Origin of the sequence: Halovulum marinum, from assembly GCF_009697225.1 — a bacterium.
Classification (GTDB): Bacteria; Pseudomonadota; Alphaproteobacteria; order Rhodobacterales; family Rhodobacteraceae; genus Halovulum; species Halovulum marinum.
This window is the reverse complement of the sequence record NZ_WIND01000001.1, coordinates 77,832-100,611: the sequence shown is the minus strand read 5'-3', so window position 1 is coordinate 100,611 and position 22,780 is coordinate 77,832. Positions and strand designations below refer to the sequence as shown.

Annotated in this window: 23 protein-coding genes, 1 tRNA gene and 1 pseudogene; 13 read left to right on the top strand and 12 right to left on the bottom strand. The window is 68.9% G+C overall.

All coding sequences use genetic code 11. From position 1 onward, the window contains the following. Window positions 1-19 precede the first annotated feature (19 nt). A complete protein-coding gene (locus GE300_RS00520; protein WP_154443843.1) occupies window positions 20-1,060 on the bottom strand; it encodes a rod shape-determining protein in 1,041 nt (346 codons plus the stop codon). A gap of 239 nt (window positions 1,061-1,299) precedes the next feature. Here GE300_RS00520 and GE300_RS00515 point away from each other — a divergent pair, with 239 nt between their 5' ends. Next, the gene (locus GE300_RS00515; protein WP_154443841.1) at window positions 1,300-2,061 is read left to right on the top strand and encodes a sulfotransferase; all 762 of its coding nucleotides are present in this window, start codon (window positions 1,300-1,302) and stop codon (window positions 2,059-2,061) included. A 24-nt stretch (window positions 2,062-2,085) separates the two neighbouring features. Here GE300_RS00515 and GE300_RS00510 read toward each other — a convergent pair whose 3' ends face one another. The 3 genes from GE300_RS00510 to GE300_RS00500 all read right to left on the bottom strand — a co-directional run bounded on the left by GE300_RS00510 (window position 2,086) and on the right by GE300_RS00500 (window position 5,263). Further along, on the bottom strand, window positions 2,086-2,517 hold the full coding sequence (locus tag GE300_RS00510; RefSeq protein WP_154443839.1) for a hypothetical protein: 432 nt from the start codon (window positions 2,515-2,517) through the stop codon (window positions 2,086-2,088). Window positions 2,518-2,720: 203 nt separating this feature from the next. Further along, entirely contained in the window at window positions 2,721-3,545 is an 825-nt protein-coding gene (locus tag GE300_RS00505; protein WP_233416682.1) for an alpha/beta hydrolase family esterase, read from the bottom strand. Between the two features lie 164 nt (window positions 3,546-3,709). Then, a complete protein-coding gene (locus GE300_RS00500; RefSeq protein ID WP_154443835.1) occupies window positions 3,710-5,263 on the bottom strand; it encodes a 2-isopropylmalate synthase in 1,554 nt (517 codons plus the stop codon). A gap of 270 nt (window positions 5,264-5,533) precedes the next feature. Here GE300_RS00500 and GE300_RS00495 point away from each other — a divergent pair, with 270 nt between their 5' ends. Together GE300_RS00495 and GE300_RS00490 are read left to right on the top strand one after the other, a co-directional pair. After that, window positions 5,534-5,860 carry an ArsR/SmtB family transcription factor gene (locus GE300_RS00495; RefSeq protein ID WP_154443833.1) on the top strand — a complete coding sequence of 109 codons (327 nt, stop codon included), beginning with the start codon at window positions 5,534-5,536 and terminating at the stop codon, window positions 5,858-5,860. After that, window positions 5,853-6,290, top strand: coding sequence for an SRPBCC family protein (locus GE300_RS00490; protein ID WP_154443831.1), 438 nt, complete (start codon window positions 5,853-5,855; stop codon window positions 6,288-6,290). The genes GE300_RS00495 and GE300_RS00490 overlap by 8 nt, the downstream gene beginning before the upstream one ends. A gap of 38 nt (window positions 6,291-6,328) precedes the next feature. On the opposite strand, the gene GE300_RS00485 is transcribed toward GE300_RS00490, so the two are convergent. Next, a complete protein-coding gene (locus GE300_RS00485; protein ID WP_154443829.1) occupies window positions 6,329-7,123 on the bottom strand; it encodes a glutathione S-transferase family protein in 795 nt (264 codons plus the stop codon). A 78-nt stretch (window positions 7,124-7,201) separates the two neighbouring features. Between GE300_RS00485 and GE300_RS00480 the strand changes: the two genes are divergently transcribed. Beyond that, window positions 7,202-7,873: an SDR family NAD(P)-dependent oxidoreductase gene (locus GE300_RS00480; RefSeq protein WP_154443827.1), complete on the top strand. Its 672-nt coding sequence runs from the start codon at window positions 7,202-7,204 to the stop codon at window positions 7,871-7,873. A 432-nt stretch (window positions 7,874-8,305) separates the two neighbouring features. Here the strand turns inward: GE300_RS00480 and GE300_RS00475 are convergent, their stop codons facing one another. The 3 genes and pseudogenes from GE300_RS00475 to GE300_RS23835 all read right to left on the bottom strand — a co-directional run. After that, the gene (locus GE300_RS00475) at window positions 8,306-8,755 is read right to left on the bottom strand and encodes a DMT family transporter (protein ID WP_233416681.1); all 450 of its coding nucleotides are present in this window, start codon (window positions 8,753-8,755) and stop codon (window positions 8,306-8,308) included. 29 nt (window positions 8,756-8,784) lie between these two features. Continuing rightward, entirely contained in the window at window positions 8,785-9,204 is a 420-nt protein-coding gene (locus tag GE300_RS00470) for a VOC family protein (RefSeq protein ID WP_233416680.1), read from the bottom strand. 283 nt (window positions 9,205-9,487) lie between these two features. Continuing rightward, window positions 9,488-9,586 (bottom strand): annotated as a pseudogene (locus tag GE300_RS23835) (hypothetical protein); the annotation flags it as partial. Window positions 9,587-9,952: 366 nt separating this feature from the next. On the opposite strand from GE300_RS23835, the gene GE300_RS00460 reads away from it, so the two are divergent. Further along, complete coding sequence (locus GE300_RS00460) at window positions 9,953-10,294, top strand: EthD family reductase (RefSeq protein ID WP_154443823.1); 342 nt, start codon at window positions 9,953-9,955, stop codon at window positions 10,292-10,294. A 251-nt stretch (window positions 10,295-10,545) separates the two neighbouring features. On the opposite strand, the gene GE300_RS00455 is transcribed toward GE300_RS00460, so the two are convergent. Beyond that, window positions 10,546-11,979, bottom strand: a complete 1,434-nt coding sequence (locus GE300_RS00455; RefSeq protein ID WP_407647669.1) for a 2-isopropylmalate synthase — start codon at window positions 11,977-11,979, stop codon at window positions 10,546-10,548. A gap of 238 nt (window positions 11,980-12,217) precedes the next feature. On the opposite strand from GE300_RS00455, the gene GE300_RS00450 reads away from it, so the two are divergent. Both GE300_RS00450 and GE300_RS00445 read left to right on the top strand, forming a co-directional pair. Further along, on the top strand, window positions 12,218-13,876 hold the full coding sequence (locus GE300_RS00450) for an NAD+ synthase (RefSeq protein WP_154443821.1): 1,659 nt from the start codon (window positions 12,218-12,220) through the stop codon (window positions 13,874-13,876). A gap of 83 nt (window positions 13,877-13,959) precedes the next feature. Then, window positions 13,960-14,640, top strand: coding sequence for a TylF/MycF/NovP-related O-methyltransferase (locus GE300_RS00445; RefSeq protein WP_154443819.1), 681 nt, complete (start codon window positions 13,960-13,962; stop codon window positions 14,638-14,640). Window positions 14,641-14,644: 4 nt separating this feature from the next. Here the strand turns inward: GE300_RS00445 and GE300_RS00440 are convergent, their stop codons facing one another. Further along, window positions 14,645-15,052: a metallopeptidase family protein gene (locus GE300_RS00440; protein WP_154443817.1), complete on the bottom strand. Its 408-nt coding sequence runs from the start codon at window positions 15,050-15,052 to the stop codon at window positions 14,645-14,647. Window positions 15,053-15,205: 153 nt separating this feature from the next. Here GE300_RS00440 and gltX point away from each other — a divergent pair, with 153 nt between their 5' ends. Both gltX and GE300_RS00430 read left to right on the top strand, forming a co-directional pair. Beyond that, window positions 15,206-16,543: a glutamate--tRNA ligase gene (gene gltX, locus GE300_RS00435; RefSeq protein WP_154443815.1), complete on the top strand. Its 1,338-nt coding sequence runs from the start codon at window positions 15,206-15,208 to the stop codon at window positions 16,541-16,543. An 11-nt stretch (window positions 16,544-16,554) separates the two neighbouring features. Further along, window positions 16,555-17,037: a DM13 domain-containing protein gene (locus GE300_RS00430; RefSeq protein ID WP_154443813.1), complete on the top strand. Its 483-nt coding sequence runs from the start codon at window positions 16,555-16,557 to the stop codon at window positions 17,035-17,037. Between the two features lie 35 nt (window positions 17,038-17,072). Here GE300_RS00430 and GE300_RS00425 read toward each other — a convergent pair whose 3' ends face one another. Next, entirely contained in the window at window positions 17,073-17,729 is a 657-nt protein-coding gene (locus GE300_RS00425; protein ID WP_154443811.1) for a peroxiredoxin, read from the bottom strand. A 184-nt stretch (window positions 17,730-17,913) separates the two neighbouring features. On the opposite strand from GE300_RS00425, the gene GE300_RS00420 reads away from it, so the two are divergent. After that, window positions 17,914-17,989, top strand: a tRNA-Ala gene (locus GE300_RS00420). A 497-nt stretch (window positions 17,990-18,486) separates the two neighbouring features. Further along, window positions 18,487-18,759: a hypothetical protein gene (locus GE300_RS00415; RefSeq protein WP_154443809.1), complete on the top strand. Its 273-nt coding sequence runs from the start codon at window positions 18,487-18,489 to the stop codon at window positions 18,757-18,759. On the opposite strand, the gene GE300_RS00410 is transcribed toward GE300_RS00415, so the two are convergent. Continuing rightward, entirely contained in the window at window positions 18,756-19,343 is a 588-nt protein-coding gene (locus GE300_RS00410) for a hypothetical protein (RefSeq protein ID WP_154443807.1), read from the bottom strand. The two genes, GE300_RS00415 and GE300_RS00410, sit on opposite strands and share 4 nt — an antisense overlap. 85 nt (window positions 19,344-19,428) lie before the next feature. Here GE300_RS00410 and GE300_RS00405 point away from each other — a divergent pair, with 85 nt between their 5' ends. Continuing rightward, on the top strand, window positions 19,429-20,082 hold the full coding sequence (locus GE300_RS00405) for a hypothetical protein (protein WP_154443806.1): 654 nt from the start codon (window positions 19,429-19,431) through the stop codon (window positions 20,080-20,082). Continuing rightward, window positions 20,079-22,535 (top strand): hypothetical protein, encoded by a 2,457-nt coding sequence (locus GE300_RS00400; RefSeq protein ID WP_154443805.1) that lies wholly within the window; start codon window positions 20,079-20,081, stop codon window positions 22,533-22,535. Before GE300_RS00405 ends, GE300_RS00400 begins: the two co-directional genes overlap by 4 nt. Window positions 22,536-22,780 lie beyond the last annotated feature (245 nt).

Sequence of the window (22,780 nt, the reverse complement as noted above, 5' to 3'; positions counted from 1 at the left end):
GGTTCCGCCCGTGGTCCGGTCAGTTGCCGAAGTCTATCACATGCGCCAGCTGCTGTTCGTATTCCAGGCTCTTGCCGGTGCCCAGCGCGACGCAGTTCATCGTCTCGTCGGCGATCGAGATCGCCAGCCCGGTCTGCTCGCGCAGCGCCAGGTCCAGATCGCCCAGCAGCGCGCCGCCGCCGGTCAGCATCACGCCGCGGTCGACGATGTCGGCTGCCAGGTCGGGCGGGGTCGATTCCAGCGCCGTCATCACCGCCTCGCAGATCTGCTGCACCGGCTCGGCCACCGCCTCGGCGACCTGCGCCTGGGTGACTTCGGTCTCCTTCGGCACGCCGTTCAGCAGGTCGCGGCCGCGGATCTCCATCGACGCGCCGCGGCCGTCGTCGGGCATCCGCGCCGAGCCGATCGAGGTCTTGATCCGCTCGGCGGTGGCGTCGCCCACCAGCAGGTTGTGCTGGCGGCGCAGGTAATTGATGATCGCCTCGTCCATGCGGTCGCCGCCGACGCGGACCGAGCGGGCATAGACGATGTCGGCCAGCGACAGCACCGCGACCTCGGTGGTGCCGCCGCCGATGTCCACGACCATGTTGCCGGTCGGGTCGGTGATCGGCATCCCGGCCCCGATCGCCGCGGCGATCGGCTCGGCGATCAGACCCGCCTTGCGCGCCCCCGCCGACAGCACCGATTCGCGGATCGCGCGCTTTTCCACCGGCGTGGCGCCGTGCGGCACGCAGACGATGACCTTGGGCTTGGCCCAGGAGCCGCCCTTGTGCACCTTGCGGATGAAGTGCTTGATCATCTCCTCGGCGACGTCGAAATCGGCGATGACGCCGTCGCGCATCGGCCGGATCGCCTGGATCGAGCCGGGGGTGCGGCCCAGCATCAGCTTGGCGTCCTCGCCCACGGCCAGAACCTGCTTGTTGCCGTTCTTGATCTGGTAGGCGACGACCGACGGCTCGTTCAGCACGATGCCCTTGCCCTTGACGTAGACCAGGGTGTTCGCCGTGCCGAGGTCGATCGCCATATCGGCCGAGAACAGCCCCGAAAGTGCCCCAAACATGTTTACGCTTTCCGTGATTTTCTCGCGCTTGGCCATGCACCGACCGGTCTGCTCGGCATAGCAGCGCCGGTATACGCCGCTTGCACCGAAGAGGTAAAGGGCCGATACCAGCTGCGAGACGGCAAAGCGGCGGATTCCCGCGGGATTCTCGCTGAAGCTGCACGGAAACGACTGGACAGCGCCGCGCGGGCGCGGCTAGGACCGCGACAAACGCAGCCAGAACCCCGGTGCAGACGTCCATGAGCCGTGATTTCGTCCTTCTCGCCACTCCGCGGACCGGGTCCTACAATCTGGTCAGCCTGCTCGATTCCGCGCCGGACATCGTCTGTTACACCGAGATCTACAAGGCGAAGTGGGTCGAACTGCCCGCCGATGTCCGCGAGGAGCTGGGCCTGAAGCCGAAACAGGCGGCGGCCCGCGACGCCATGGGCGCCACGCTGCTGCAGCGGCTGGCGGCGCGCCACCCGGGGCAGGCGGTGGGTTTCAAGCTGTTCCCGATGCACCTGCAGGACCGGCCGTTCCTCGAGGATCACCTGACCGCGCCCGACCGCCCGGTGGTGATCCTGTCGCGGGCGGCGCTCGCGATCTGCGTCTCGCTGCTCAGCGCGCGCAAGACCGAGCGCTATGTGCAGCGCGATGCGGACGCGCCCCGCGACCGGGTGCAGGTCACCGTCACGCCCGACGAACTGCGCCGCAGCCGCACCGTCACCACCCGCTTTCGCAAGCTGGCGCAGTCGCTGCGCCAGATCCCCGGCAAGCCGGTGTTCGACATCCGCTACGAGGAGGTGGACGATCCCGGCCACATGGCGCGGCTGCTGGACTTCCTCGGTTCCGAGGCGACGCCCGGGCAGCTGTCCAGCAGCTTCTACCGGCAGACCGCCGGCCGGCTGCACGAGCGCGTGGCGAACTGGGACGAGCTGGTCGCCCACCTGCGCGCCAGCGACGAGACCGCGCTGCTGGGCGAGGCCGGCTACCGCGCCGACGGCACGCCCTGGACCTGACGCCCGCGGCGGCGCCGGGCGCGGCTAGTGCACGAACAGGCGCTCGGTCCGCAGCCGGTCGCCCAGCGGCAGCCCATCGATCCCCAGGAAGGCGAGCGCCTGCTCGATGTCGGCGAAGATCGCGACCTCCAGCCCCGGCACGGTCTCGACCTCGGTGCGAAACAGCTCGGCGGCGGCGCGGGTCTGTTCCGAGGCGGTCAGCACGGCCTTGCGCATCGGCGTCCTGCTGCGGTGGCTGAACCCCTTGATCAGGTCGGCGAACCAGATCACCTCCTGGTCGGTAACCGCAAGCTCGGTGACGTGGCGCAGGTCATCGAACTCGGACATGCCTTCGACATAGTCCGGGTCCAGCTCCATCCTGTCGAGCAGGTCGAGCACGCACCTGTGCGTTATGCGCCCCACGTATCTTTTGACGACGACGTTCTCGGCGGCATAGGTCCAGTAGTCGCATGGCATCAGATCGCCCCTCAAGGAAATCCAGCTCGATACCTTCCTGCATGTATTGCGTTGCCGGCACGGGGCCATGAAAAACCCGCGCAGTAAGTGAACTTGACCGCACCGGGCGAGTCCTTTCGGCGACAGTCCGGCCTGCCTGACCGCCGGTATATCAGACCGTGCCCGCCGCGCGCGGGTCAGGCGCCCGGTCGTCCCGCCCGGGCTCAGGGCAGGGCCTCGAACCAGTCCAGCACCGCCGCGCGCCATCCCGCCGGCACGCCGTGCCCGCCCCGGTTCAGCCGCAGCCGGATCGAGCCGGCGCCGCACGCCTTCCAGTCCTTCTGCATCGAGCCGTCCTCGCCGAAGCTGTTCCGCGCGCTGACCATGCAGCCGTTCGTGCGGCGCCAGACGTCGATCCCCTTCATCACGTTGCCCTGCGTGAAGTCGAAGTCCTGGAACCGGACCTCGCGGCCCTCGAACGGCACCAGCCGGTCGCCGAAGCCGTGGGTGTGGAACAGGTGCGCCGGCGCCTCGCAGCGGGCGGGCATCGGCTCCCAGAACGCGCCGGCGACGGCGGCGAAGCCGCGTCCCAGTTCCGGTGCCCGGCAGGCGAGGTCCCAGACCATCGAGCCGCCGCGCGAGAAGCCCGCGATCAGGATGCGCGCGGGGTCGAGCCCGAAACGCGCGAGCGCGTCGTCGCGCACCGCGGCGATGAACGCGATGTCGTCGCGCGCCCAGTCGTAGCCGTCCGTGACGCCCCAATCCAGCGCGCTGTCCGGCGCGAACGGCTGACCGCTGGGCATGATCACCGCATAGCCGCGCCGGGTGAATGGCGCGACATACTCGGGCTTTTGGATCATCGCCGCGCCGGACCGGCCATAACCGTGCAGCCAGATGACCGCGGGCAGCGGCGCCGCCGCCTCGGGCAGCGCGACATGATAGGTCCCGCCCGCGACGGTGCAGGGGGCGTCGGGCGCGCCGCACGCCGCGTCCTGCGCCAGCGACGCGCCGGCAGCGGCGGAAAGGCCGAGCAAGACAAGCGTCAACATCAGGTTTCGCGCCGAGGCGGGCATGACCGGCAGCCTCCGTCGGAGAGCGGCGGGGCAAGCATACCACAGTTCGGCGGCGGATGTGGGTCCGCCCTGCTGCGGATGGCGGCCGAGGGTAGCGCGCCGTTGCACCGCGCCCGCAAACCCGGGCGCGGCGTCTGGGCTCAAGCCGAATACAACGTCGCCTCGGTCGTGCGCTTGTGCTTGACGATCAGCCGGTTCAGCGCGCCGACATAGGCCTTGGCCGAGGCGACGACGGTGTCGGTGTCCGATGCCTGCGCCGAAGAGATCCGGCCGTCCTCCTCCAGCCGCACCGACACCGTGGCCTGCGCGTCGGTGCCCTCGGTCACGGCGTGAACCTGGTACAGCGCCAGCCGCGCCTCGTGCGGGACCAGCTTGCGGATCGCGTTGAACACCGCGTCGATCGGCCCGTCGCCCTGGGTGGTCACCTGCCGGTCCTCGCCGTCGATGGTCAGGGTCAGGTCGGCGGACTGCGGCGCCTCGGTGCCGCAGATCACCCGCAGGAACTTGACCTGCACCAGGCCCTCGCCGGCGCTGGTGCTGTCGGCCATCAGCGCGATCAGGTCGTCGTCGTAGACCTCCTTCTTGCGGTCGGCCAGCGCCTTGAACCGCACGAACACGTCCTTCAGCTGGTTGTCGCCCAGCTCGAAACCCAGGTCCTTCAGCTTGGCGCGCAGCGCCGCGCGGCCCGAATGCTTGCCCATCACCAGGTTGGTCTCGGTCAGGCCGACGTCCTCCGGGCGCATGATCTCGAAGGTCTCGGCGTTCTTCAGCATCCCGTCCTGGTGGATGCCGGACTCGTGCGCGAAGGCGTTCTTGCCGACGATCGCCTTGTTGTACTGCACCTGGAAGCCCGAGACGGCGGCGACCCGGCGGCTGATCTGCATGATCTTGCGGCTGTCGACCCCGGTCCGGTAGGGCATGATGTCGTTGCGTACCCGCAGCGCCATCACCACCTCCTCCAGCGCAGTGTTGCCGGCGCGCTCGCCCAGGCCGTTGATCGTGCACTCGACCTGGCGCGCGCCGGCCTCGACCGCCGCCAGGCTGTTCGCCGTCGCCATGCCGAGATCGTTGTGGCAGTGCGTCGCCCAGATCACGTCCTGCGCACCCGGCACCTTGTCGCGCAGCATCCGGATGATGTCGGCGCTTTCGCGCGGGGCGGTATAGCCCACGGTGTCGGGAATGTTGATCGTGGTGGCGCCGGCGGCGATGGCGATCTCGCACACCCGCAGCAGGTAGTCGGTCTCGGTCCGGGTCGCGTCCATCGGCGACCACTGCACGTTGTCGCACAGGTTCCGCGCGTGGCTGACGGTCTCGTAGATCCGCTCGGCCATCCGGTCCATGTCCAGCTGGGTGATCTCGCGGTGCGTGGGCGAGGTGCCGATGAAGGTGTGGATGCGCGGCCGCTGCGCGTGCTGCACCGCTTCCCAGGCGCGGTCGATGTCGGCGGGGTTGGCGCGCGCCAGCCCGCAGACCACCGCGTTCCGGGTCTGCCGGGCGATCCTGCTGACCGCCTCGAAGTCGCCCTCCGAGGCGATCGGGAACCCGGCCTCGATGATGTCGACGCCCATCTCGTCCAGCATGCGGGCGATTTCCAGCTTCTCTTCCAGCGTCATCGTCGCGCCGGGGGACTGCTCGCCGTCGCGCAGCGTGGTGTCGAAGATCAGGACGCGGTCCTGTTCGGTGCTCTGTGTCATGGGTCTTGGTCCTTGAGCCGATCGGGATGGTGAGTGCGGCGCGGGCGAAACTCCTCTGAGCGCGCGCGCCGTTATCCCGGCACGCTCAGAGGCGGCTAAGGAGAAGCAGGGCAGCAGCCGGCAGGGCGATCATCTGCAACATGGCGCGGATCATAACGGCGGCGGCCAGAGAGGGAAAGTCCGAATTCCCCTTGACATGAAACCTTCAGGTATCATATTAAAAGAGAAACCGAAAGGTTTCATGATCCGGCGCAACCGAAAGGACCCTGCATGACCCACGACGCGGACGCCGCCTTCCGCGCGCTGGCCGATCCGACCCGACGGGCGATCGTGGCGCTGCTGGCGCAGCGCGACATGACCATCGGCGCGGTCGCCGAGAACTTCGCGATGACGCGCCCCGCGGTCCGCAAGCACATCGCCATCCTCGAGGAGGGGAACCTGATCCGGGTGGAGCCGCGCGGCCGCGAACGCATCGGCCGGCTGCACCCCGAGGGGCTGGCCGCCGTCAGCGGCTGGCTGGCCGACATCGACGCCTTCTGGTCCGTGCGACTGGACCGCCTGAAAACGGAAATCGAGAAAGGAAACGGAAATGCCTGACACCCTCGCAGACGCCACCCGGCAGACCGCCGACCTGGTCAAGACGATCTTCATCGAGGCCAGCCCGCAGGTGGTCTGGGACTATCTGACCCGCGCCGAACACCTGGCCAAGTGGTTCCAGGAAACCGCGGAGGATCTGGCCCCCGGCGCCAGCTACACCATGGTCCGCGACGGCGAACGGGTGCTGTGGGGCGAGGTGCTGGACTGGCAGCCGCCCGAGCGGCTGGTCACCACCTTCACCGTCGGCCCGATGGAGGGGCGGTCCAGCACCGTGGAATGGGTGCTGGAGCCGGTGGTCCACGGCACCCGCCTGACGCTGACGCACCGCGGCGTGGTGCCCGCCGACGCGCAGCAGCTGCCGCTGCTGGCGCATCTGGACATCGGCTGGGACAAGCATCTCGCCCGTCTGCGCGAAGCCGCGGCCGCCTGACCGCGCGCGGCGGCCCGGGCCGCCTCCGGTCCGGGCCGCTAGACCAGGCCCAGCTCGGCGTCGCCCGCGATCCGGTCGTACTTGTCCTTCGGCGGCATCGGCCGATCGGGCCAGTCCGGCTCGAAGGCGAAGCTCGACACCCGCCGTCCCTCGGGCAGGGCGCCGTTGCCGGCGCCGACGGCATAGTCATAGTACAGCTTCACGATCTGCTCGGGGGTCACCTGCTGCGCCGCCGGATGCGCCAGGCAGGCCTCGCGCCAGCGCCGCACCCGGGCATACTCCGGCGCCTCGGGCAGCGCGAAATCCTCGTAGTAGTCCAGGAACCAGAACCGCATCATCAGCGGCGCGAACACGGTCTCGGCCAGCCCGAAGCGGTCGAACAGCCACAGCCCGCCGGGGTTGCGCGCCTCCAGCGTGTCGTTCAGCCAGCGGTAATGCGCCAGCATCTCGTCGCGGAACGCCGCCGTGCGGCCGCGGTCGCGGTTCATCACCATGGCGTAGCCGGCGGTGGCGAAGGCGTTCTCGCGGGCGATCATCAGCCGCTCGACCGCGCGTTCGTAGGCGTCCGCGCGGGCCACCGGCGCGCCGGCGAAGCGCTCCTCGACATAGCGCAGCAGCACCAGGCTCTCGCGCAGGATGCGGCCGTCCTCGGTCTCCAGCACCGGCAGCGGCACCGGCCCGCCGGTCTTGGCGGCCAGCCAGTCCGGGCGCGGCCGGGTGATGTCGACGACGTGGAAGTCGACCGCGTCCTGCAGCCCCTTCAGCGCCAGCAGGATCTCGATCCGCTGCGAGAACGGGCACACGGGGATGTGATAGACGACCGGGCGCGGCATCCTGCCTCCTGCACTGCGTGGGGTGGACGGTAGCAGCCGAACTGGAAACGGCAATGCGCCGCGCCACCTTGGTGCGGGATGGAGCTGAAACCCCATGTCCGCGTGCTGCTGGTCGGCGCCTCGGGCGGCATCGGCGGCGCATTGGCCGAGGCGTTCGCCGGCGCGGATCTGACCACGCTCAGCCGCTCGGCCGACGGTCTGGACCTGACCGACGAGGCCAGCGTCGCCGCCGCCGCGCGCGCGATCAGCGGGCCGTTCGACCTGATCTTCGACGCCACCGGCGCGCTGGAGATCGCCGGCCACCGCCCCGAGAAGGCGTTGGCCCGGATCGACCCCGCGGCGATGGCGGCGCAATTCGCGCTGAACGCCACCGGCCCGGCGCTGCTGCTCAAGCACTTCGGCCCCAAGCTGAAGCGGCAGGGGCGGGCGGTGTTCGCCACGCTCTCGGCGCGGGTCGGCTCGATCGGCGACAACCGGCTGGGCGGCTGGATCGGCTACCGCGCGGCGAAGGCGGCGCTGAACCAGATCGTGCGCACCGCGGCGGTCGAGATGACCCGGCGCAACCCCGACAGCATCGTCGTGGCGCTGCATCCCGGCACCGTCCGCACGGCGCTGACCCGCCGCTATGTGGGCGAGGCGGCGATGCCGCCGGATGTGGCCGCCGAGAACCTAATGCGCGTGCTGCATGCCCTGCGCCCGCAGCACACCGGCGGCTTTTTCGACCAGGCCTTCAAGCCGATCCCGTGGTGACGCGGCGGGTCCCGGTGCTGGGCGACCAGCCGCCGCCGCTCTCGGCGCTGCGCGCCGGCGACGTGGTGGTGATGGCCGAGGTCCGCGAAGAGGCGCCTGCATCCGCCGCCACGGGAAGAAGATCGCTGTCATCCTCGCCGCCATGCAACGGTTCGCGGACCGCCCGAGGGCCAAGGCTGGACCGTCGCCCATTCCCGTCACGACGACCCCGGGCCCGCGCGTGTTGAGACGGAATGGACGCAGCCGCCGCAGTGCGGGGCGATGAAGCGGTCGTCGGGCGGGGATCGGACCGTGACCGGGGCATGCCCGTTCAGCCCGCTCTGCCGGGACGTCCCGCGTATCGTACATGGCAGCGGATGGCGGACGACGCCCGGGCCGGGTCGCCGGCCGGTGCCGCCGGGATCCCCGATGGCCGGACGGCGGCGGGCGGGTCTAACCCTTCTGCACCATCACCGCGCCCACCAGCACCAGCGCCAGCCCGGCGAGGCGCAGCGCCGAGACCGGCCGCACCTCCAGCCCGAACGCGCCCAGATGGTCGGCAAGCGTCGCCCCGGCCAGTTGCCCCGCGACGATGCAGACGAAGAACACCAGCGCCCCTGTGACCGGCGCGATCACGATCGCCCCGCCGACGAACAGCGTGCCGATGAACCCGGCCAGATAGGCCCACCACGGCACCGCCGCCAGCGTCGTCCGGCTGAGCCCCGTGCCGACGCCCATCACCGCCAGCAGCAGCAGCGCACCCAGGAAGGCCACGAAGATCGAGATCGTCGTCGCCACGGCGGGGCTGCCGACCGCCCCGGCCAGAACGGCGTTGATCAGCGGCTGCATCGCCAGCAGCGCCCCCAGCAGGACGGCGGCGAAGGCGTAGAGTGTGAAATGCATGAGGAACCTCGGGGCGTGATCAATGGCCCTTAGCATTTGGCTGCCGCGTTGTCAGGCACCCGTGACCGCGGTTCGGCCAGCACCACCCGATTGCCGTCCGGGTCCTGCAATCGAACGATGCGCGCCTGGTCTGCCTGCTGCGATGCGCCGACCGCCAGTCCTGCGGCTGCAAGCCGCGCGATGTCGTCGTCCAGCCGCTCCACGATCAGGGTCATCGTACCGCTGCCCGCCTTCGCGGCGTCCTCGAACAGCTGCATGCCCGCCGTGCTGCCGTGATGCCATTCCAGCAGCCCGTCCATGGGCCGCGCGTCCGGCGGGCGGCCGAACAGAACCGTGAACCAGGCGGCGCTTTCGGACAGGTCGGATGAGTTCAACTGCGCGTAGATCGCTGTCAGAGGCATCGTTTCTTCTCCATTTTCCGTGGGGATGTCTCGTTCGTCCTCTGTCACGGCGCTTGTCTGAATCGCGCGGGTTCCCGCGCGCCACGACCAGCCGGTAGTCGCATTCGTGCGGCACCGGCACCGGCGTGATTTCCACCGGTTCCGGCACCTCTGCATATAGATCGAGCAGCGGCATCTGCTCCTGGTCCAGCGTCACCAGTTCGGGAATCCAGTCTGCAAGACAGAAGCCCCGGAACGCCGAGTCACAGGTCTGGATCACCACTGGCCCGCGCGAGACGCGGCACGGTTCCGCAAGGCCGCGCCGCTGATCGGTCCAGTGATGCACGGTCAGCACCGCCATGGCGGCATCGAAACTGTGGTCGGCGAAAAGCGGCGCCTCGACCACGCCCTGCACGACCTGCGCCGCCGGGACCCGTCGTTGCCGGATCATCTCGGCGAAGGGTCCAACGCTGTCACCGCACGCCCCGCCGGCTCATACGATCCGGTCCCGGCACCCACGTTGAGCACAGTGCGCGCATCCCCCAGCGCCGGTGCGATCCATGCCGCGATGCGCGATCGGGGCGGCGCAAGTCGCCGTAGGTCGGGCCGATCGTGTCATAGGTCGCGGGCATGGACGAAAACCAGGATTGCAGCGCTTTGGGCCAACCGAACGGCGCAAGGGGGGGCTGGTGACAGCCTTCTACGCCGCGCTTGATCGTTCCAGCCCGATGGTATTTCGCTTTGCAGGACCCGGCCGCGCCGGTAAACCGGGCAGCGAGAGCAGGATCCATGCTCCGCGCCATAAAGAGAAGCTGTCATGTTCATTCGCTGCGCGTTTTTCAAAGGCACGATCAAGCCGGGGATGGAAGAGGCTTTTCATGCTCACTGGCGGGAAAACCTCGTTCCGCTTTGGTCCGCGTTTCCGAAGCTCCTGGAACTCAGGGTCCTGCGAGAGGTCGAAAGCGACGACCCCGACAGCCCGTTTCCGCTGACGATGGCGATGAAGTTCGCGTCCCGCGCCGACATAGAAGAGGCGCTTGCGTCGCCGACCCGTTGGGCCAGCAAGGAAACGTCGAAAAAGCTGTTCGAGATGTTCGACGGCCACGTCATCCATACCGTGTTCGCGGCCGACCAGTTCGATCCGACGCAAGCGGGCTGAGTCCTGGCCTTGGCGGAACCTGTCCTGCAAGTCCGCAAGGCCGGTCTGGCAGCGTTTACGAAGTCTTCACGAACAGTTTCTCAATAGAAACAAGTGGTTAATGGGGTTTTCACGGTGAAAACCGCCCATTTCACGCCGTCCGGCGCCAGTTCCGGCGCCAGTTCCGGCGCCTGTTCCGGCACCGAGCGGCGCCCCGCGCGGGGTGGCCGCGCGGCGGCCGTCCCCCGAACCGTCCCGGCGCGCCGCGCCGGTCAGTTGCCGGCGCCGGCGGCGGCCTCGGCCTCTTCCTTGGAGGCCTGCTCGCCGCGCGCCCAGTAGCCGTCGTATTCCTCGCCGCTGGAATAGATCATCTTGCCCCGGCCCTGGCGCTGGCCCTTGGCGAAGAACCCCTCGTAGCGGTCGCCGTTGGGATAGGTAGCCACGCCCTCGCCGTCGATCTCGCCCGATTTCCAGCCGCCCTCGTAGGCGAAGCCGTCGGTCATGGTGATCTTGCCGGCGCCCTCGCGCTGGCCGGCGACGAACTGGCCCTCGTAGACGGTGCCGTCGGCGTAGGTCGCGGTGCCGCTGCCGTCGCGCAGCCCGTCCTTCCACTGGCCGGTGTAGGTGAACCCGTCCTCGTAGGTCATCGTGCCGAAGCCGTGGTTGCGGGCGTTCTTGAACTCGCCCTCGTAGACCAGGCCGTTCTCGTAGCGGGCGACGCCCTTGCCCTCGATCACGCCGTTGGCCCATTCGCCCTCGTAGGACGAGCCGTCAGCATAGGTGATCTTGCCGGTGCCGTGGGCGACGTCGTTCTTGAACTCGCCGGCGTAGACCGAGCCGTCGGGGTAGGTGACGGTTCCCTCGCCCTCGATCCGGCCCTCGACCCACAGGCCGACGTAGCGGTAGCCGTCGGTGCCGGTGAAGGTGCCCTGTCCGTGCCGCTGGTCGTTGGCGAACGCGCCCTCGTAGACGTCGCCGCTGGCGTAGGTGGCCACGCCCTCGCCGTGGCGCTGGCCGTTCTGCAGCTGGCCCTCGTACCTGTCGCCGTTGGCCTGCACCAGCACGCCGGTGCCGTTGATCTGGCCGCCCTTCCACTCGCCGGTGTAGCTCAGCCCGTCGGGCATCTTCAGCGTGCCCTGGCCCTCGCGCACGCCCTGCGCGATCTGGCCCTCGTAGGTGGCGCCGTCGGGATAGAGGATAATGCCCTCGCCGTCCTTGACGCCGTTCACCCAGGCGCCTTCGTAGCGGTAGCCGTTGGGCGAGGTCATCACCCCCTGGCCGTGGTGCACCGCGTCCTTGAACTCGCCCTCGTAGCGCACGCCGTTGGCGTAGACCGCGACGCCGGTGCCGTTGATCTTGCCGCCGGCCCACTCGCCCTCGTAGGTGCCGCCGTCCGAGAACACGATCTTGCCGGTCCCCTCGGGCGAGCCGTTGACGAACGCGCCGGTGTAGACCGAGCCGTTGGGAAACTTCGCCGAGCCCTGGCCCTCGATCCGGCCGTCGACCCACTCGCCCTCGTACTCATAGCCGTTGGGCAGGGTGTAGCGGCCCTGGCCGTGCTGCTTGCCGTCCTTGAACTCACCCGTGTAGACGCCGCCGGTGTCGTACTGCTTGGTCTGGACGTCGCCGTCCTGCGCCTGCGCGGCACCCGCAAGTAACAAGGCCACCAGAGACGCTGTCGTCAGGGTTCTCGTCAAAACACCGATCCTCAAGTTTCGCTGCCGGGCGGGCAGGCGCCGGTTTGTCCGGTTTCTACCGTCGGGTCCGGCGGGTTGTCCACATTCCAGCCCCTGATCCCGGGGAATGTTATGGATAGGTCACATTCCTTACAACGGTTTTGTCCCCGAAAGTGTCGTCGTCGTGGCGCGAATGCGGCGACGCCGGCACTTGCGTCCCTCGGGCGGTGGGATATGTCTGCGGGGGACTGAAGCAAGGGGGCACCGCATGGCCCGCACGTATCGCGTCACGATCGCGCAGCTGAACCCGACGCTTGGGGCGCTGGCCGGCAACGCCGACAAGGCGCACGCGGCCTGGCTGCAGGGCCGCGCGGCGGGCGCCGGTCTGGTGGCGCTGCCCGAGATGTTCATCACCGGCTACCAGACCCAGGACCTGGTGCTGAAGCCGGCCTTCGTCGAGGACGCCCGCGCCCACATCGAGGCGCTGGCCGCGCGTTGCGCCGACGGCCCGGCGCTGGCGATCGGCGGACCGCTCTACGAGGCGGGGCGGCTGTACAACGCCTACTACATGCTGCGCGACGGCGCCGTCGCCGGCATCGCCCGCAAGCACCACCTGCCGAACTATGCCGTGTTCGACGAGGAGCGGCTCTATACCAGCGGCCCGGTCTCGGGTCCGTTCGGCATGGACGCGGTGCGGCTGGGCACGCCCGTCTGCGAGGACAGCTGGTACGAGGACGTGGCCGAGACCATGGTCGAATCCGGCGCCGAGATCCTGCTGGTCCCGAACGGCTCGCCCTACGCCCGCAACAAGCTGGACCGGCGCATGGGCCACATGGTGTCGCGCGTGATCGAGAACGGCGTGCCGCTGATCTACCTGAACATGGTCGGCGGTCAGGACGACCAGGTGTTCGACGGCGGCTCGTTCGTGCTGAACCCGGGCGGCAAGCTGGCGATGATGCTGCCGGTGTTCGACGAGGCGGTCGCTCATGTCGACTTCGACGAGACCAACCACGGCTGGGTCGCCCGCGAGGGCGAGAAGGCGGTGCATCCGCCGGTGATCGAGCAGGAATACCGCCTGATGGTCGAGGCGCTGCGCGACTACCTGCACAAGGCCGGCTTCTCGAAGGTGGTGCTGGGCCTGTCCGGCGGCGTCGACAGCGCGCTGGTCGCGACCATCGCCACCGACGCCATCGGCGCTGAAAACGTGCGCTGCGTGATGCTGCCTTCGGAATACACATCCGAGCATTCGCTGGAGGATGCCGAGGCGGTCGCGCGCAAGCTGGGCTGCCGGCTGGACACCGTGCCCATCGGCCCGGCCCGCGCCGCGGTCACCGAAAGCCTTGCGCCGATCTTCAACGGCATGGCGCCGGACGTGACCGAGGAGAACATCCAGTCCCGCCTGCGCGGGGTGATGCTGATGGCGCTGTCCAACAAGTTCGGCGAGATGTTGCTGACCACCGGCAACAAGTCCGAGGTGGCGGTCGGCTACGCGACGATCTACGGCGACATGGCGGGCGGCTACAACCCGATCAAGGATCTCTACAAGACCCGCGTCTTCGCCACCTGCCGCTGGCGCAACGAGACCCACCGCGACTGGATGCTGGGCCCGAAGGGCGCGGCGATGCCGGACCGGGTGATCGACAAGCCGCCCTCGGCCGAACTGCGCGCCGACCAGAAGGACGAGGACAGCCTGCCGCCCTACGAGGTGCTGGATGACATTCTCGGGATGCTGATCGAGGGCGAAAGCTCGGTCGCGGACTGCGTCGAGGCCGGCTTCGACCGTGACACGGTGAAGAAGATCGAGCAGCTGATCTACATTTCGGAATACAAGCGCTTCCAGTCCGCGCCGGGGGCGCGGCTGACCAGCCGGGCGTTCTGGCTGGACCGGCGCTACCCGATCGTCAACCGCTGGCGCGACAACAGCTGAGCCGTCGCGCCGCGGCCTTTACCAGCCGTTAACCGGCGCCCGGCCATATCCGGGGCCGGTGGCACGGGGCTGCGGGGCGAGGCATGGCGACGGCCAGGGAAATCAACGAGTTCGTTCTGGGCGACGACCGCCTGGCATTCTTCAAGCGGGCGATGCAGTTCATCGGCTTCGAGAAGATCGAGGGCGACGTGCTGGAGTTCGGCGTCTACGGCGGACGCACGCTGCTGATGATGGGCAAGCTGCTGGCCTCGGCGCCGTGGTTCGCGCGGACGCCGCAACTGGTCGGCTTCGACAGCTTCGCCGGGCTGGCCGCGGACTCCGAAGGCCACGGCCGCTGGACGGCGGGCGACTGTGCGCTGAACCGCGACCCGCGCCACCCGACCATCGCGCTGGACGCGCCGGTGACGCCCGACGGGGTGCGGGCGCTGTTCACCGGGCTGGGGCTGACCCCGCCGCGGCTGGAGGTCGGCCTGTTCGAGGACACGCTGCCGGCCGCGCTGCCGACGCTGGCGCCGCGCGCGGCGCTGATCCACATCGACTGCGACCTCTACGAGGCGACGGTGACGGTGCTGGACCGGGTCGCGCCCCTGCTGCAGCCGGGCACGCTGATCGCCTTCGACGACTGGTTCCATTACCGGGGCGATCCGCGCCGGGGCGAGGCGCGCGCGTTCCGCGAGTTCCTGGGCGCGCATCCCGGATGGCAGGCGATCCCGTACCAGCCCTATGCGACGTTCTGCAATTCGTTCATCATGCAGCCGGCCTGACGGCTCATTCCCACCACGGGTCGATGGCGGCGATGTCGGCGTCGGACCAGCCGAAGTGATGCGCCATCTCGTGCACCAGCACGTGCGCGACCAGCGCACGCAGCCCGATCTCGCCCCGGTCCGCCCATTCGTCGAGGATCGGGCGGCGGAACAGCCAGATCGTGTCCGGACCCTGGGCCACGTCCATCACCGACTTCTGCGTCATCGGGATGCCGTCGTAGAGCCCGGTCAGCCCGTAGACATCGTCGATGCCCAGATCGTCCAGCATGTCGTCGTCGGGCCAGTCCACCACCCGGATCGCCACCTGCCGGGCGGTGGGCAGGAAGGCGGCGGGCAGCGCCTCGACCGCGTCGCGGGCGTGCCCCTCGATGGTGTCGAGGTCGGGCGCCACCGGGCCCTGGTCGTCATGCATGCCGATCCTCCGCGCTTGCCTGAAAGGCAGATAGGCGGGAACGCCCGGCAATGCCAGCCTGCGCCGGCGCGCGCGGCCCGTCGCAAGCACGGGCTTCTGCCCGCGCCGAATCCGCGATAAGAGCAGGCGAACGACAGATTTTCCGGGATCCGCATGACCGTCACCCGCTTTGCCCCGTCGCCCACCGGCCACATCCACGTCGGCAACCTGCGCACCGCGCTGTTCAACCACCTGATCGCCCGCCGTGCCGGCGGCACCTTCATCCTGCGCATCGACGACACCGATCCCGAGCGCTCGCGCGAGGAGTACGTCGACGCGATCCGCGAGGATCTGGAGTGGCTGGGCCTGACCTGGGACCGCGAGGAGCGCCAGTCGACGCGGCTGGAGCGCTATCACGAGGCGGCGCAGGCCTTGCGCGAGGCCGGTAGGCTTTACGAGGCGTTCGAGACCCCGCAGGAGCTGGAGCTGAAGCGCCGCAAGCAGCTGAACATGGGCAGGCCGCCGGTCTACGACCGGGCCGCGCTGAAGCTGGCGGACGCCGAGAAGGACAGGCTGCGTGCCGAGCGCGGAGGACACTGGCGTTTCCTGCTGGACCAGCAGCGGATCGAGTGGGACGACGGCATTCTCGGGCCGCAGTCGATCGACGCCGCCTCGGTCTCGGACCCGGTGCTGATCCGGGGTGACGGCCAGCTGCTGTACACGCTGGCCTCGGTCACCGACGACATGGACATGGGGGTGACGCATGTGGTGCGCGGCCTCGACCACGTCACCAACACCGCGACGCAGATCCAGATCGTGCGGGCGCTGGGCGGGCAAGAGCCGCACTATGCGCATCACTCGCTGCTGACCGGGCCCGGCGGCGAGGCGCTGTCGAAGCGGCTGGGCACGCTGTCGCTGCGTGATCTCCGCGCCGCCGGGATACAGCCGCAGGCGCTGCTGTCGCTGATGGCGCGCATCGGCTCGGGGCAGGCGGTCGAGGCGGCCGGATCGCTGGACGAGCTGGCGGCGGAGTTCGAGCTGCCGCGGTTCGGCGCGGCGCCGACCCGGTTCGATCCGGCCGAGCTGCAGGCGCTGTCGGCGCGCGTGGTGCGGGCGATGCCCTACGATGCCGTGGCGGCGCGGCTGTCGGCGCTGGGCGTTCCCGGCGACGTGGCGCCCGCGCTGTGGGCGGCGGTGCACGAGAACCTGGACCGGGTCGACGACATCGAAGGCTGGTGGGCGCTGTGCCGTGACGGCGCCGCGCCGCAGATCGCCGACGAGGACGCCGCGTTCGTCGCGCAGGCGCTGGCGCTGCTGCCGCCGCGCCCGTGGACGCCGGCGACCTGGGGCGCCTGGACCGCGGAGGTCAAGGCCGCGACCGGGCGCAAGGGCAGGAACCTGTTCCGGCCGCTGCGGCTGGCGCTGACCGGCCGCGGCGACGGCCCGGACATGGGCGCGCTATTGCCGCTGCTGCAGCGCATCCCGGCCGCCGAGCGCGCCGGATCCGCCTGAGGGGCCGCGCGATGGGGCAACTGACCGGTCTGCTGACGACGGTTCTGGGGGTGCTTGCGGGCTTCGTCGCGGGCGTGGTTTCGGTGCAGTTGATCGCGCCCGACCTGTTGCGCCAGACGCCGCGCGCGACGGTGCCGGCCGAGGTCACCGCGCGCATCTTCTCGGCCGGCGATTTCAGCGCCGCCGGCGATCTTCACCGGGCACGGGGCCGCGCGCAGCTGCTGGATGCAGGGCGCATCCAGATCCTGCGTTTCACCGAGTTCCGGGTCACCCCCGGCCCGGACCTGCGCGTGCTGCTGAGCACCGCCGAGGGCGATGCCGCCGGCATCGTGCCGCGGCTGGACGAGGTGCTGGACGCGGGGCCGCTGGACAGTTTCGCCGGCGACCAGACGATCCTGCTGCCCGAGGGGCTTGATCCGTCCGACTACGGCTCGGTGCTGCTGTGGGAGGCCGAGTTCGGCCAGCTCTACGCAGTGGCGACGCTGGAGCGTTGAAGCGCCGCCGGCGGACCGGCGGCGCCCCGCGCGGCTCAGTTCGGCTGTCTGGTGCGACGCAGATAGGGCAGCACCCGCTCGAAGCTGCCGAAGCGCTTCTCGGCGTCCTCGTCCGAGACCGCGGGAACGATGATCACGTCCTCGCCGTGCTTCCAGTTGGCCGGCGTCGAGACCTGGTGGTTGGCGGTCAGCTGGATCGAGTCGATCGCCCGCAGGATCTCGTCGAAATTGCGCCCGGTCGTCATCGGGTAGGTGAGCACCAGCTTCACCTTCTTGTCGGGACCGATCACGAACACCGAGCGCACGGTCTGGTTGTCGGCCGGCGTGCGATTCGCCGGATCCCCCGAGGCCTCGGCCGGCAGCATGTCGTAGAGCTTGGCCACCGACATGTCCGGATCGCCGATCATCGGATAGCCCACCGCGTTGCCGGACACCGACTGGATGTCGGCCTTCCATTTCTGGTGATCCTCGACCGGGTCCATCGAGATGCCGATGATCTTGCAGTTCCGCTTGGCGAACTCGTCGGCCATGCCGGCCATCACTCCCAGTTCGGTGGTGCATACCGGGGTGAAATCCTTGGGATGCGAGAAAAGCACCGCATAGCCGTCGCCGATCCATTCGTGAAAGCGGATCTTGCCCTCTGTCGTTTCCGCGGTGAAATCCGGGGCGGTGTCATTGATGCGAAGTGCCATTTGAATCCCTCCTGTGAAGTCTCATGTCCGGAGACTGTGCAAGTCTAGCAGATCGCGCGCGCGGCTTTCAGCCGCTCATTGCACCGGATGTGCGGTTCGGTTTCGCGGCTGTTGGGTTTTCCGCCGGACGGCCCGGTGACCGCTTGACAGTTCCGCCGGGAAAGCGCAAAACCGCGCCCGGTTCGGGGCCGTAGCTCAGTTGGGAGAGCGCGTCGTTCGCAATGACGAGGTCAGGGGTTCGATTCCCCTCGGCTCCACCAAATCCAGACCATTAAGATGTTGTTTGTGCGGGCGAAAGCCTGCTCGGTTGACGGGCGTGCCAACATTTTCCCCACATGGCGCGCGTAGAAGATTTGAGGTCCGACCAACGGAATGACCGGCAGGGCATTCGCTGCTGACAGAGGCTCTCGCCTACCCCGATGTGAGGACAGGTAGCGTCGGATAGGTAGCGTGCATCATCCTTATCTGGAGATCGTCCCGATACGAGGGCGTGCATCTGTCTGGCAGCATGGAATGGCTTCCTAAAACAGGTTCACCTAGCTTTCCCCGAGGATCGGCGTTTGTGTAGGCTACGAAGTGGATCCGTGAGGGTATCATTCTTATGGCCATAATTATGGGGCAGAGACCATGTGGGAAATGTATGCGCGGCGGTAGGCTACCAGGGAACCGCCTGCCGAACGCTGATACTTCAAGCCCGGCCGGCAAAAGCGTAGCGGGAGTTGCGACGCCGCGCCGCCGGCTGGCGGTCTGTTCGACGATGACGCGCGCAACCAGGGCGATCTGCTCGATCTTCCGGCGCAAGCCGACACCGACGCCCGCACCGGCGCTGACGCCGGAGGAAATCGCGGCGCACCAGAGAATCCACGCATGGGCCGCGAGGAACGGGATCAGCGTCTCGATCAACCAGGTGAAGCCGGCGACGCGCTCAACTTCCGAGATGCTGACGCGCTCCGAACTCGAGCAGCTAAAGCGGAAGTCGAAAGAGCAGCACGACTACGCGCGAAAGGTGTTCGGGACCAAGACGGTCTAGAGTCCCGCCAGGCCCTCACCGACCGCCGCATCGCCGCCCTGGCATCTCACCAGAAGGCGGGCGACACCTGTCCCGCCAACGGGAGGAACCTGTGGGACGCGCCCGAGGGCGGGCAGCTGCTCGACGCGACCCGCAAGGCGGTGGAGAAGCTCGCCAGGAAGTTCGGGGGCCGCGCCGAGATCGACGAGAGCCTCGGGATGGTCGATGCCGCCGGCCAGCCGCGCCCGGTCTGGACCCTGCCGCTCACGCCGGACATGCGCGCCGCCGCCGCCGCGCCGCAGCCGATATTCCGGATCGCCGACCGGCAGCCGGGCCAGGGCTATAGCGCCGCGCCCGTCGTGGCGTCGCGCCGGGACGACCTGCAGGGCGGCACTGTCAACTCGCGCGCCCGGGCGGACCAGTACGACCGCGAATTGGCGATGTTCCGGCGGCTGAACGCGGAACTGGCCCGGGTGAACCTGCCGCAGATCTCGGTCGAGACGCCGGGCGAGCTCGACGTGCTGTTCGACACCGGCGATGTCTCGACGCTCCGGGGCGTGGCGATCGGGCGGCGGATCCTGGTGGAGACCGGAACGAACACCCATCTTCCGCACCTTCTATCACGAACTGGTTCACGTTCTCGCCCGGCCGGGCCTGTGGGGGCGGAAGCACGGTCTGTTCACCGCGAGCGTGTGGGCGGCGCTCACCAGGCTCGCGCTGGCGCAGCCGAAGGCGGTGATCGAGGCCAAGCGCAGGCTCTACGCCGGACTGCCGACCGCCGACGCGCAGGCGCAGCTGACCGAGGAACTGATCGCCGACCTGCTGCCGGACCTGCTGTTCGGCGACAGCAAGCCGAAGGGCTTCCTCAAGACCGCGATCGACAAGGTGCGCCGGTTCCTCGATGCCGTCGCCAACTGGCGCCGCGGCGAGGGCCTCCGCGGCGACCGGGGCCGGGCCGAGGACGTGATGCGCGAGATCCTGACCGGCAGGTTCGGCGACCGGGCGAAGGCGGCGGAAGCCCGCGTCGCGGCCGAGGCTGCCGCGCTGGCGCGGTTCTCGGTCGCCCCGTCCGCCACCGTGACGCGGCGCGCGGCGGCGGTGAAGCGGCTCAGGGAGCGGATGGACGCGGCGCTGGACTCGCAGGATGCCGGGCGGATCGAGGAAGCGTTCGAGGCCCTGCAGCAACTCGGCCGCGCGCGCGACGACCTGGCGCAGGCGCTGACCGAGCAGCAGGGCGGCGCCGAGTCGGCGCGGACCGGCGCCGGGGATCGGTCCGGGCGATGCGCAAGCGGGGCGAGTTCCGGTTCTCGGTCGGCGCGGTGTCGGGTTGGAAGAAGGACGTGATCGATCTGTTGCAGGGGCGTCTGGATCCCTCGGCGAGCCTGACGCTGGGGCCGGTGCCGGAGATCCTGCGGCGCCTTGGCGGGCATGGTCAGGATGTGGTCATGTCCGGCGGCAAGCTGAAAGCCGTGATCCAGAAGCACAAGCGGCTGCAGGAAAAGACCCTGCTGAATCTGCCGCAGCTTCTGGCGGATCCGGTCATGGTGCTGCGGAGCCCGGGCGACAACAGGACGGGCGACCTGCGTCTGGTGCTGGACGACCTGAGCAAGGACGGGGAGATCGTGGTCGCGTCGGTCAAGCTTCGCGGGGCGAAGCCTCCTAGCGGCGAGAAGGCGACCGTGCTGCTCACCGTGCATCCGGCGGACCAGATCACGGCCAAAATCGAGAAAGCTGTCCGCAGCGGGAAAAGCCTAGTGCGCTATGTGAGAGCCGAACCCGAAGCAGGCAAGGGCGGATTTAAACATACCGGGGTCAATTCCCTTAATGCTCCGCTCAGCGGCACCGTCAGCCTGCTTCGGGTTAAGCCGAACATGCTCACTCCGAAATCCGATTTCAAGGACGGAAAACCGCCGCATGGCTTCGCCGAGCCGGCGCCGGGGATCGTCCGGGCGATGCGCAAGCGGGGCGAGTTCCGGTTCTCGGTCGGCGCGGTGTCGGGTTGGAAGAAGGACGTGATCGACCTGCTGCAGGGGCGTCTGGATCCCTCGGCGAGCCTGACGCTGGGGCCGGTGCCGGAGATCCTGCGGCGCCTCGGCGGGCGCGGCAACAACATGGTCATGCAGGCAAGCAAGCTGCAGAAGGTGATGAAGGAGCACGGGCGAAACCTGCGCCCGCAGACCCTGGTCGACCTGCCGCAGCTGCTGGCGAATCCGGTGATGATCCTGACCAACGTGGGCGAGGGCAGGGCGGGAGACTTCCGCCTGTTGCTCGACACGCCCAGCACCAACGATCAGATCGTCGTGGCGGCGATCAGGCTGAAAGGGTCGTCAGCGACCGGTGATGCCGCGACCGTCGTGCTGACCGTTCACGAGGAGACCGACACCCAGGCCGAGGTCCGCAGGGCTGTCCGCAGCGGGAAGAACCTGGTTCGCTATGTGAGAGGTGAGCCCGAAGGAGGCACGAGTGGATATAAACATACCGGGGCCAATTCCCTTAACGCTCCGCTGCGCGGCACCATCGATCTCCTTCGGGTGAAATCGAACATGCTCACTCCGAGATCCGTTTTCAAGGACGGAAAACCGCCGCAGGGCTTCGCCGAGGATGAGCCCCGCTTCGCGCTGAACGTCCGCCACCGGCCGAAGCGGCAGCAGGGCCAGGCCCACCAGGGATCGGCGATGGGGGCGACGCTCTCGATCCCCGACCGCCGCGTGTGGGAGGAGCTGCGGGCGCGGAACGTGGCCCTGTGGTCGCGGCTGGGCAATGCCGGCGGCGCGGTCGACGATCACATCGACAAGGCCCGGATCAAGCTGCAGGACCGGTTCCTGCCGGTGCTGCGGGCGCAGCAGGCGGTGATGCGCGCGACCGGCGCCTCGCTGCCGAAGAACCAGGATGCCCATGTGGCCGAGACGACGTTCTCGGGCAAGGTCGGCCGGCACCTGTTCGAGATCGACCAGGACTTCGCCAAGCCGATCATCGACATGATCGCCGCAACCCGCGGCAGGCTGACGGTCGCGGATGTCGGGACGTACCTCTACGCCCGGCACGCCGAGGAGCGGGACAAGCAGATCGCCCGGATCAACCCGAAGATGCCGGACGGCGGATCCGGCATGACCGCGGCCGAGGCGCGGAAGATCCTCGCCGATTTCCGCGCCGGGCCGCATGCGCAGACCCTCGACGACATTGCCGACCTGATCCACCGGCTGCGCGAGCGCACCATGCAGCTGCGTCTCGACGCCGGGCTCATCACCCCGGCCGAGGCGGCGATGTGGCGGACACAGTATGATTTCTATGTGCCGCTGAAGGGCTTCGCCGAGACCGACAACACCGAGGCAGTGCTGGACGCGACCGGCGTCGGGCGGCGGTTCTCGACCCGCGGGCAGGAGAGCAAGCGCGCGCTCGGCCGCGGCTCGGAGGCCTTCAACCCGCTGGTCGCGGCGCTCACCCGGGCGCAGGAGGTCGCCATCCGCGCCGAGAAGAACCGCCTCGGACAGGCCCTGCACCGGCTGATCGAGGCCAACCCGGCGCCGGCGATGTGGGAGGTGAAGAAGCCGAAGCAGACGCGCTACTTCAACCGGACGACCGGCATGGTCGAGACCCGCGCCGAGGATCCGGTGTCGCTGGTCATGGACCCGAACGAGATGGCGGGCCTTCTGCCTGGGATCTGGGATCGCGTATTGAGGACGGCGAGGGCCGCCGCTGCGCGTACCCTGTGTTTGCTATGGAAGAGATCATTTCTTGACGGCACAGCCCGTCTGGGAAACCGTATCAGGGCATCCGGGGCACCGGATGCCCCATGACCTGCTGACCTGGGCAGCCAGATCTTCCCGACACAGGACGTTGTCGGTCGATTTTGCCGGTCTCGCCCGGGCGGCGGAAAGCGGAATCCAAGTCTCGATCAACCGCGTGAATCGCAAGGGCCGACCGGCGCGGCCGTATCCGAGGTCGACGCGGTGGCGGTCGCATCATCATCTGCGTCGACTGCAACACCGCCGCGCCGCAGGTCTGGATCATCGACCGGGTGGATGCCAACACCCGGCAAGTC

Bases quoted from the DNA above. Each gene is read 5' to 3' on its own strand.
- GE300_RS00490 (WP_154443831.1), top strand. From the start codon at position 5,853: ATGCCTGACACCCTCGCAGACGCCACCCGGCAGACCGCCGACCTGGTC.
- GE300_RS00485 (WP_154443829.1), bottom strand. From the start codon at position 7,123: ATGCCGCGCCCGGTCGTCTATCACATCCCCGTGTGCCCGTTCTCGCAG.
- GE300_RS00510 (WP_154443839.1), bottom strand. From the start codon at position 2,517: ATGCCATGCGACTACTGGACCTATGCCGCCGAGAACGTCGTCGTCAAA.
- GE300_RS00500 (WP_154443835.1), bottom strand. From the start codon at position 5,263: ATGACACAGAGCACCGAACAGGACCGCGTCCTGATCTTCGACACCACG.
- GE300_RS00475 (WP_233416681.1), bottom strand. From the start codon at position 8,755: ATGCATTTCACACTCTACGCCTTCGCCGCCGTCCTGCTGGGGGCGCTG.
- gltX (WP_154443815.1), top strand. From the start codon at position 15,206: ATGACCGTCACCCGCTTTGCCCCGTCGCCCACCGGCCACATCCACGTC.
- GE300_RS00450 (WP_154443821.1), top strand. From the start codon at position 12,218: ATGGCCCGCACGTATCGCGTCACGATCGCGCAGCTGAACCCGACGCTT.
- GE300_RS00495 (WP_154443833.1), top strand. From the start codon at position 5,534: ATGACCCACGACGCGGACGCCGCCTTCCGCGCGCTGGCCGATCCGACC.
- GE300_RS00415 (WP_154443809.1), top strand. From the start codon at position 18,487: ATGACGCGCGCAACCAGGGCGATCTGCTCGATCTTCCGGCGCAAGCCG.
- GE300_RS00480 (WP_154443827.1), top strand. From the start codon at position 7,202: ATGGAGCTGAAACCCCATGTCCGCGTGCTGCTGGTCGGCGCCTCGGGC.
- GE300_RS00515 (WP_154443841.1), top strand. From the start codon at position 1,300: ATGAGCCGTGATTTCGTCCTTCTCGCCACTCCGCGGACCGGGTCCTAC.
- GE300_RS00430 (WP_154443813.1), top strand. From the start codon at position 16,555: ATGGGGCAACTGACCGGTCTGCTGACGACGGTTCTGGGGGTGCTTGCG.
- GE300_RS00410 (WP_154443807.1), bottom strand. From the start codon at position 19,343: ATGGGTGTTCGTTCCGGTCTCCACCAGGATCCGCCGCCCGATCGCCAC.
- GE300_RS00460 (WP_154443823.1), top strand. From the start codon at position 9,953: ATGTTCATTCGCTGCGCGTTTTTCAAAGGCACGATCAAGCCGGGGATG.
- GE300_RS00505 (WP_233416682.1), bottom strand. From the start codon at position 3,545: ATGTTGACGCTTGTCTTGCTCGGCCTTTCCGCCGCTGCCGGCGCGTCG.
- GE300_RS00440 (WP_154443817.1), bottom strand. From the start codon at position 15,052: ATGCATGACGACCAGGGCCCGGTGGCGCCCGACCTCGACACCATCGAG.
- GE300_RS00425 (WP_154443811.1), bottom strand. From the start codon at position 17,729: ATGGCACTTCGCATCAATGACACCGCCCCGGATTTCACCGCGGAAACG.
- GE300_RS00520 (WP_154443843.1), bottom strand. From the start codon at position 1,060: ATGTTTGGGGCACTTTCGGGGCTGTTCTCGGCCGATATGGCGATCGAC.
- GE300_RS00445 (WP_154443819.1), top strand. From the start codon at position 13,960: ATGGCGACGGCCAGGGAAATCAACGAGTTCGTTCTGGGCGACGACCGC.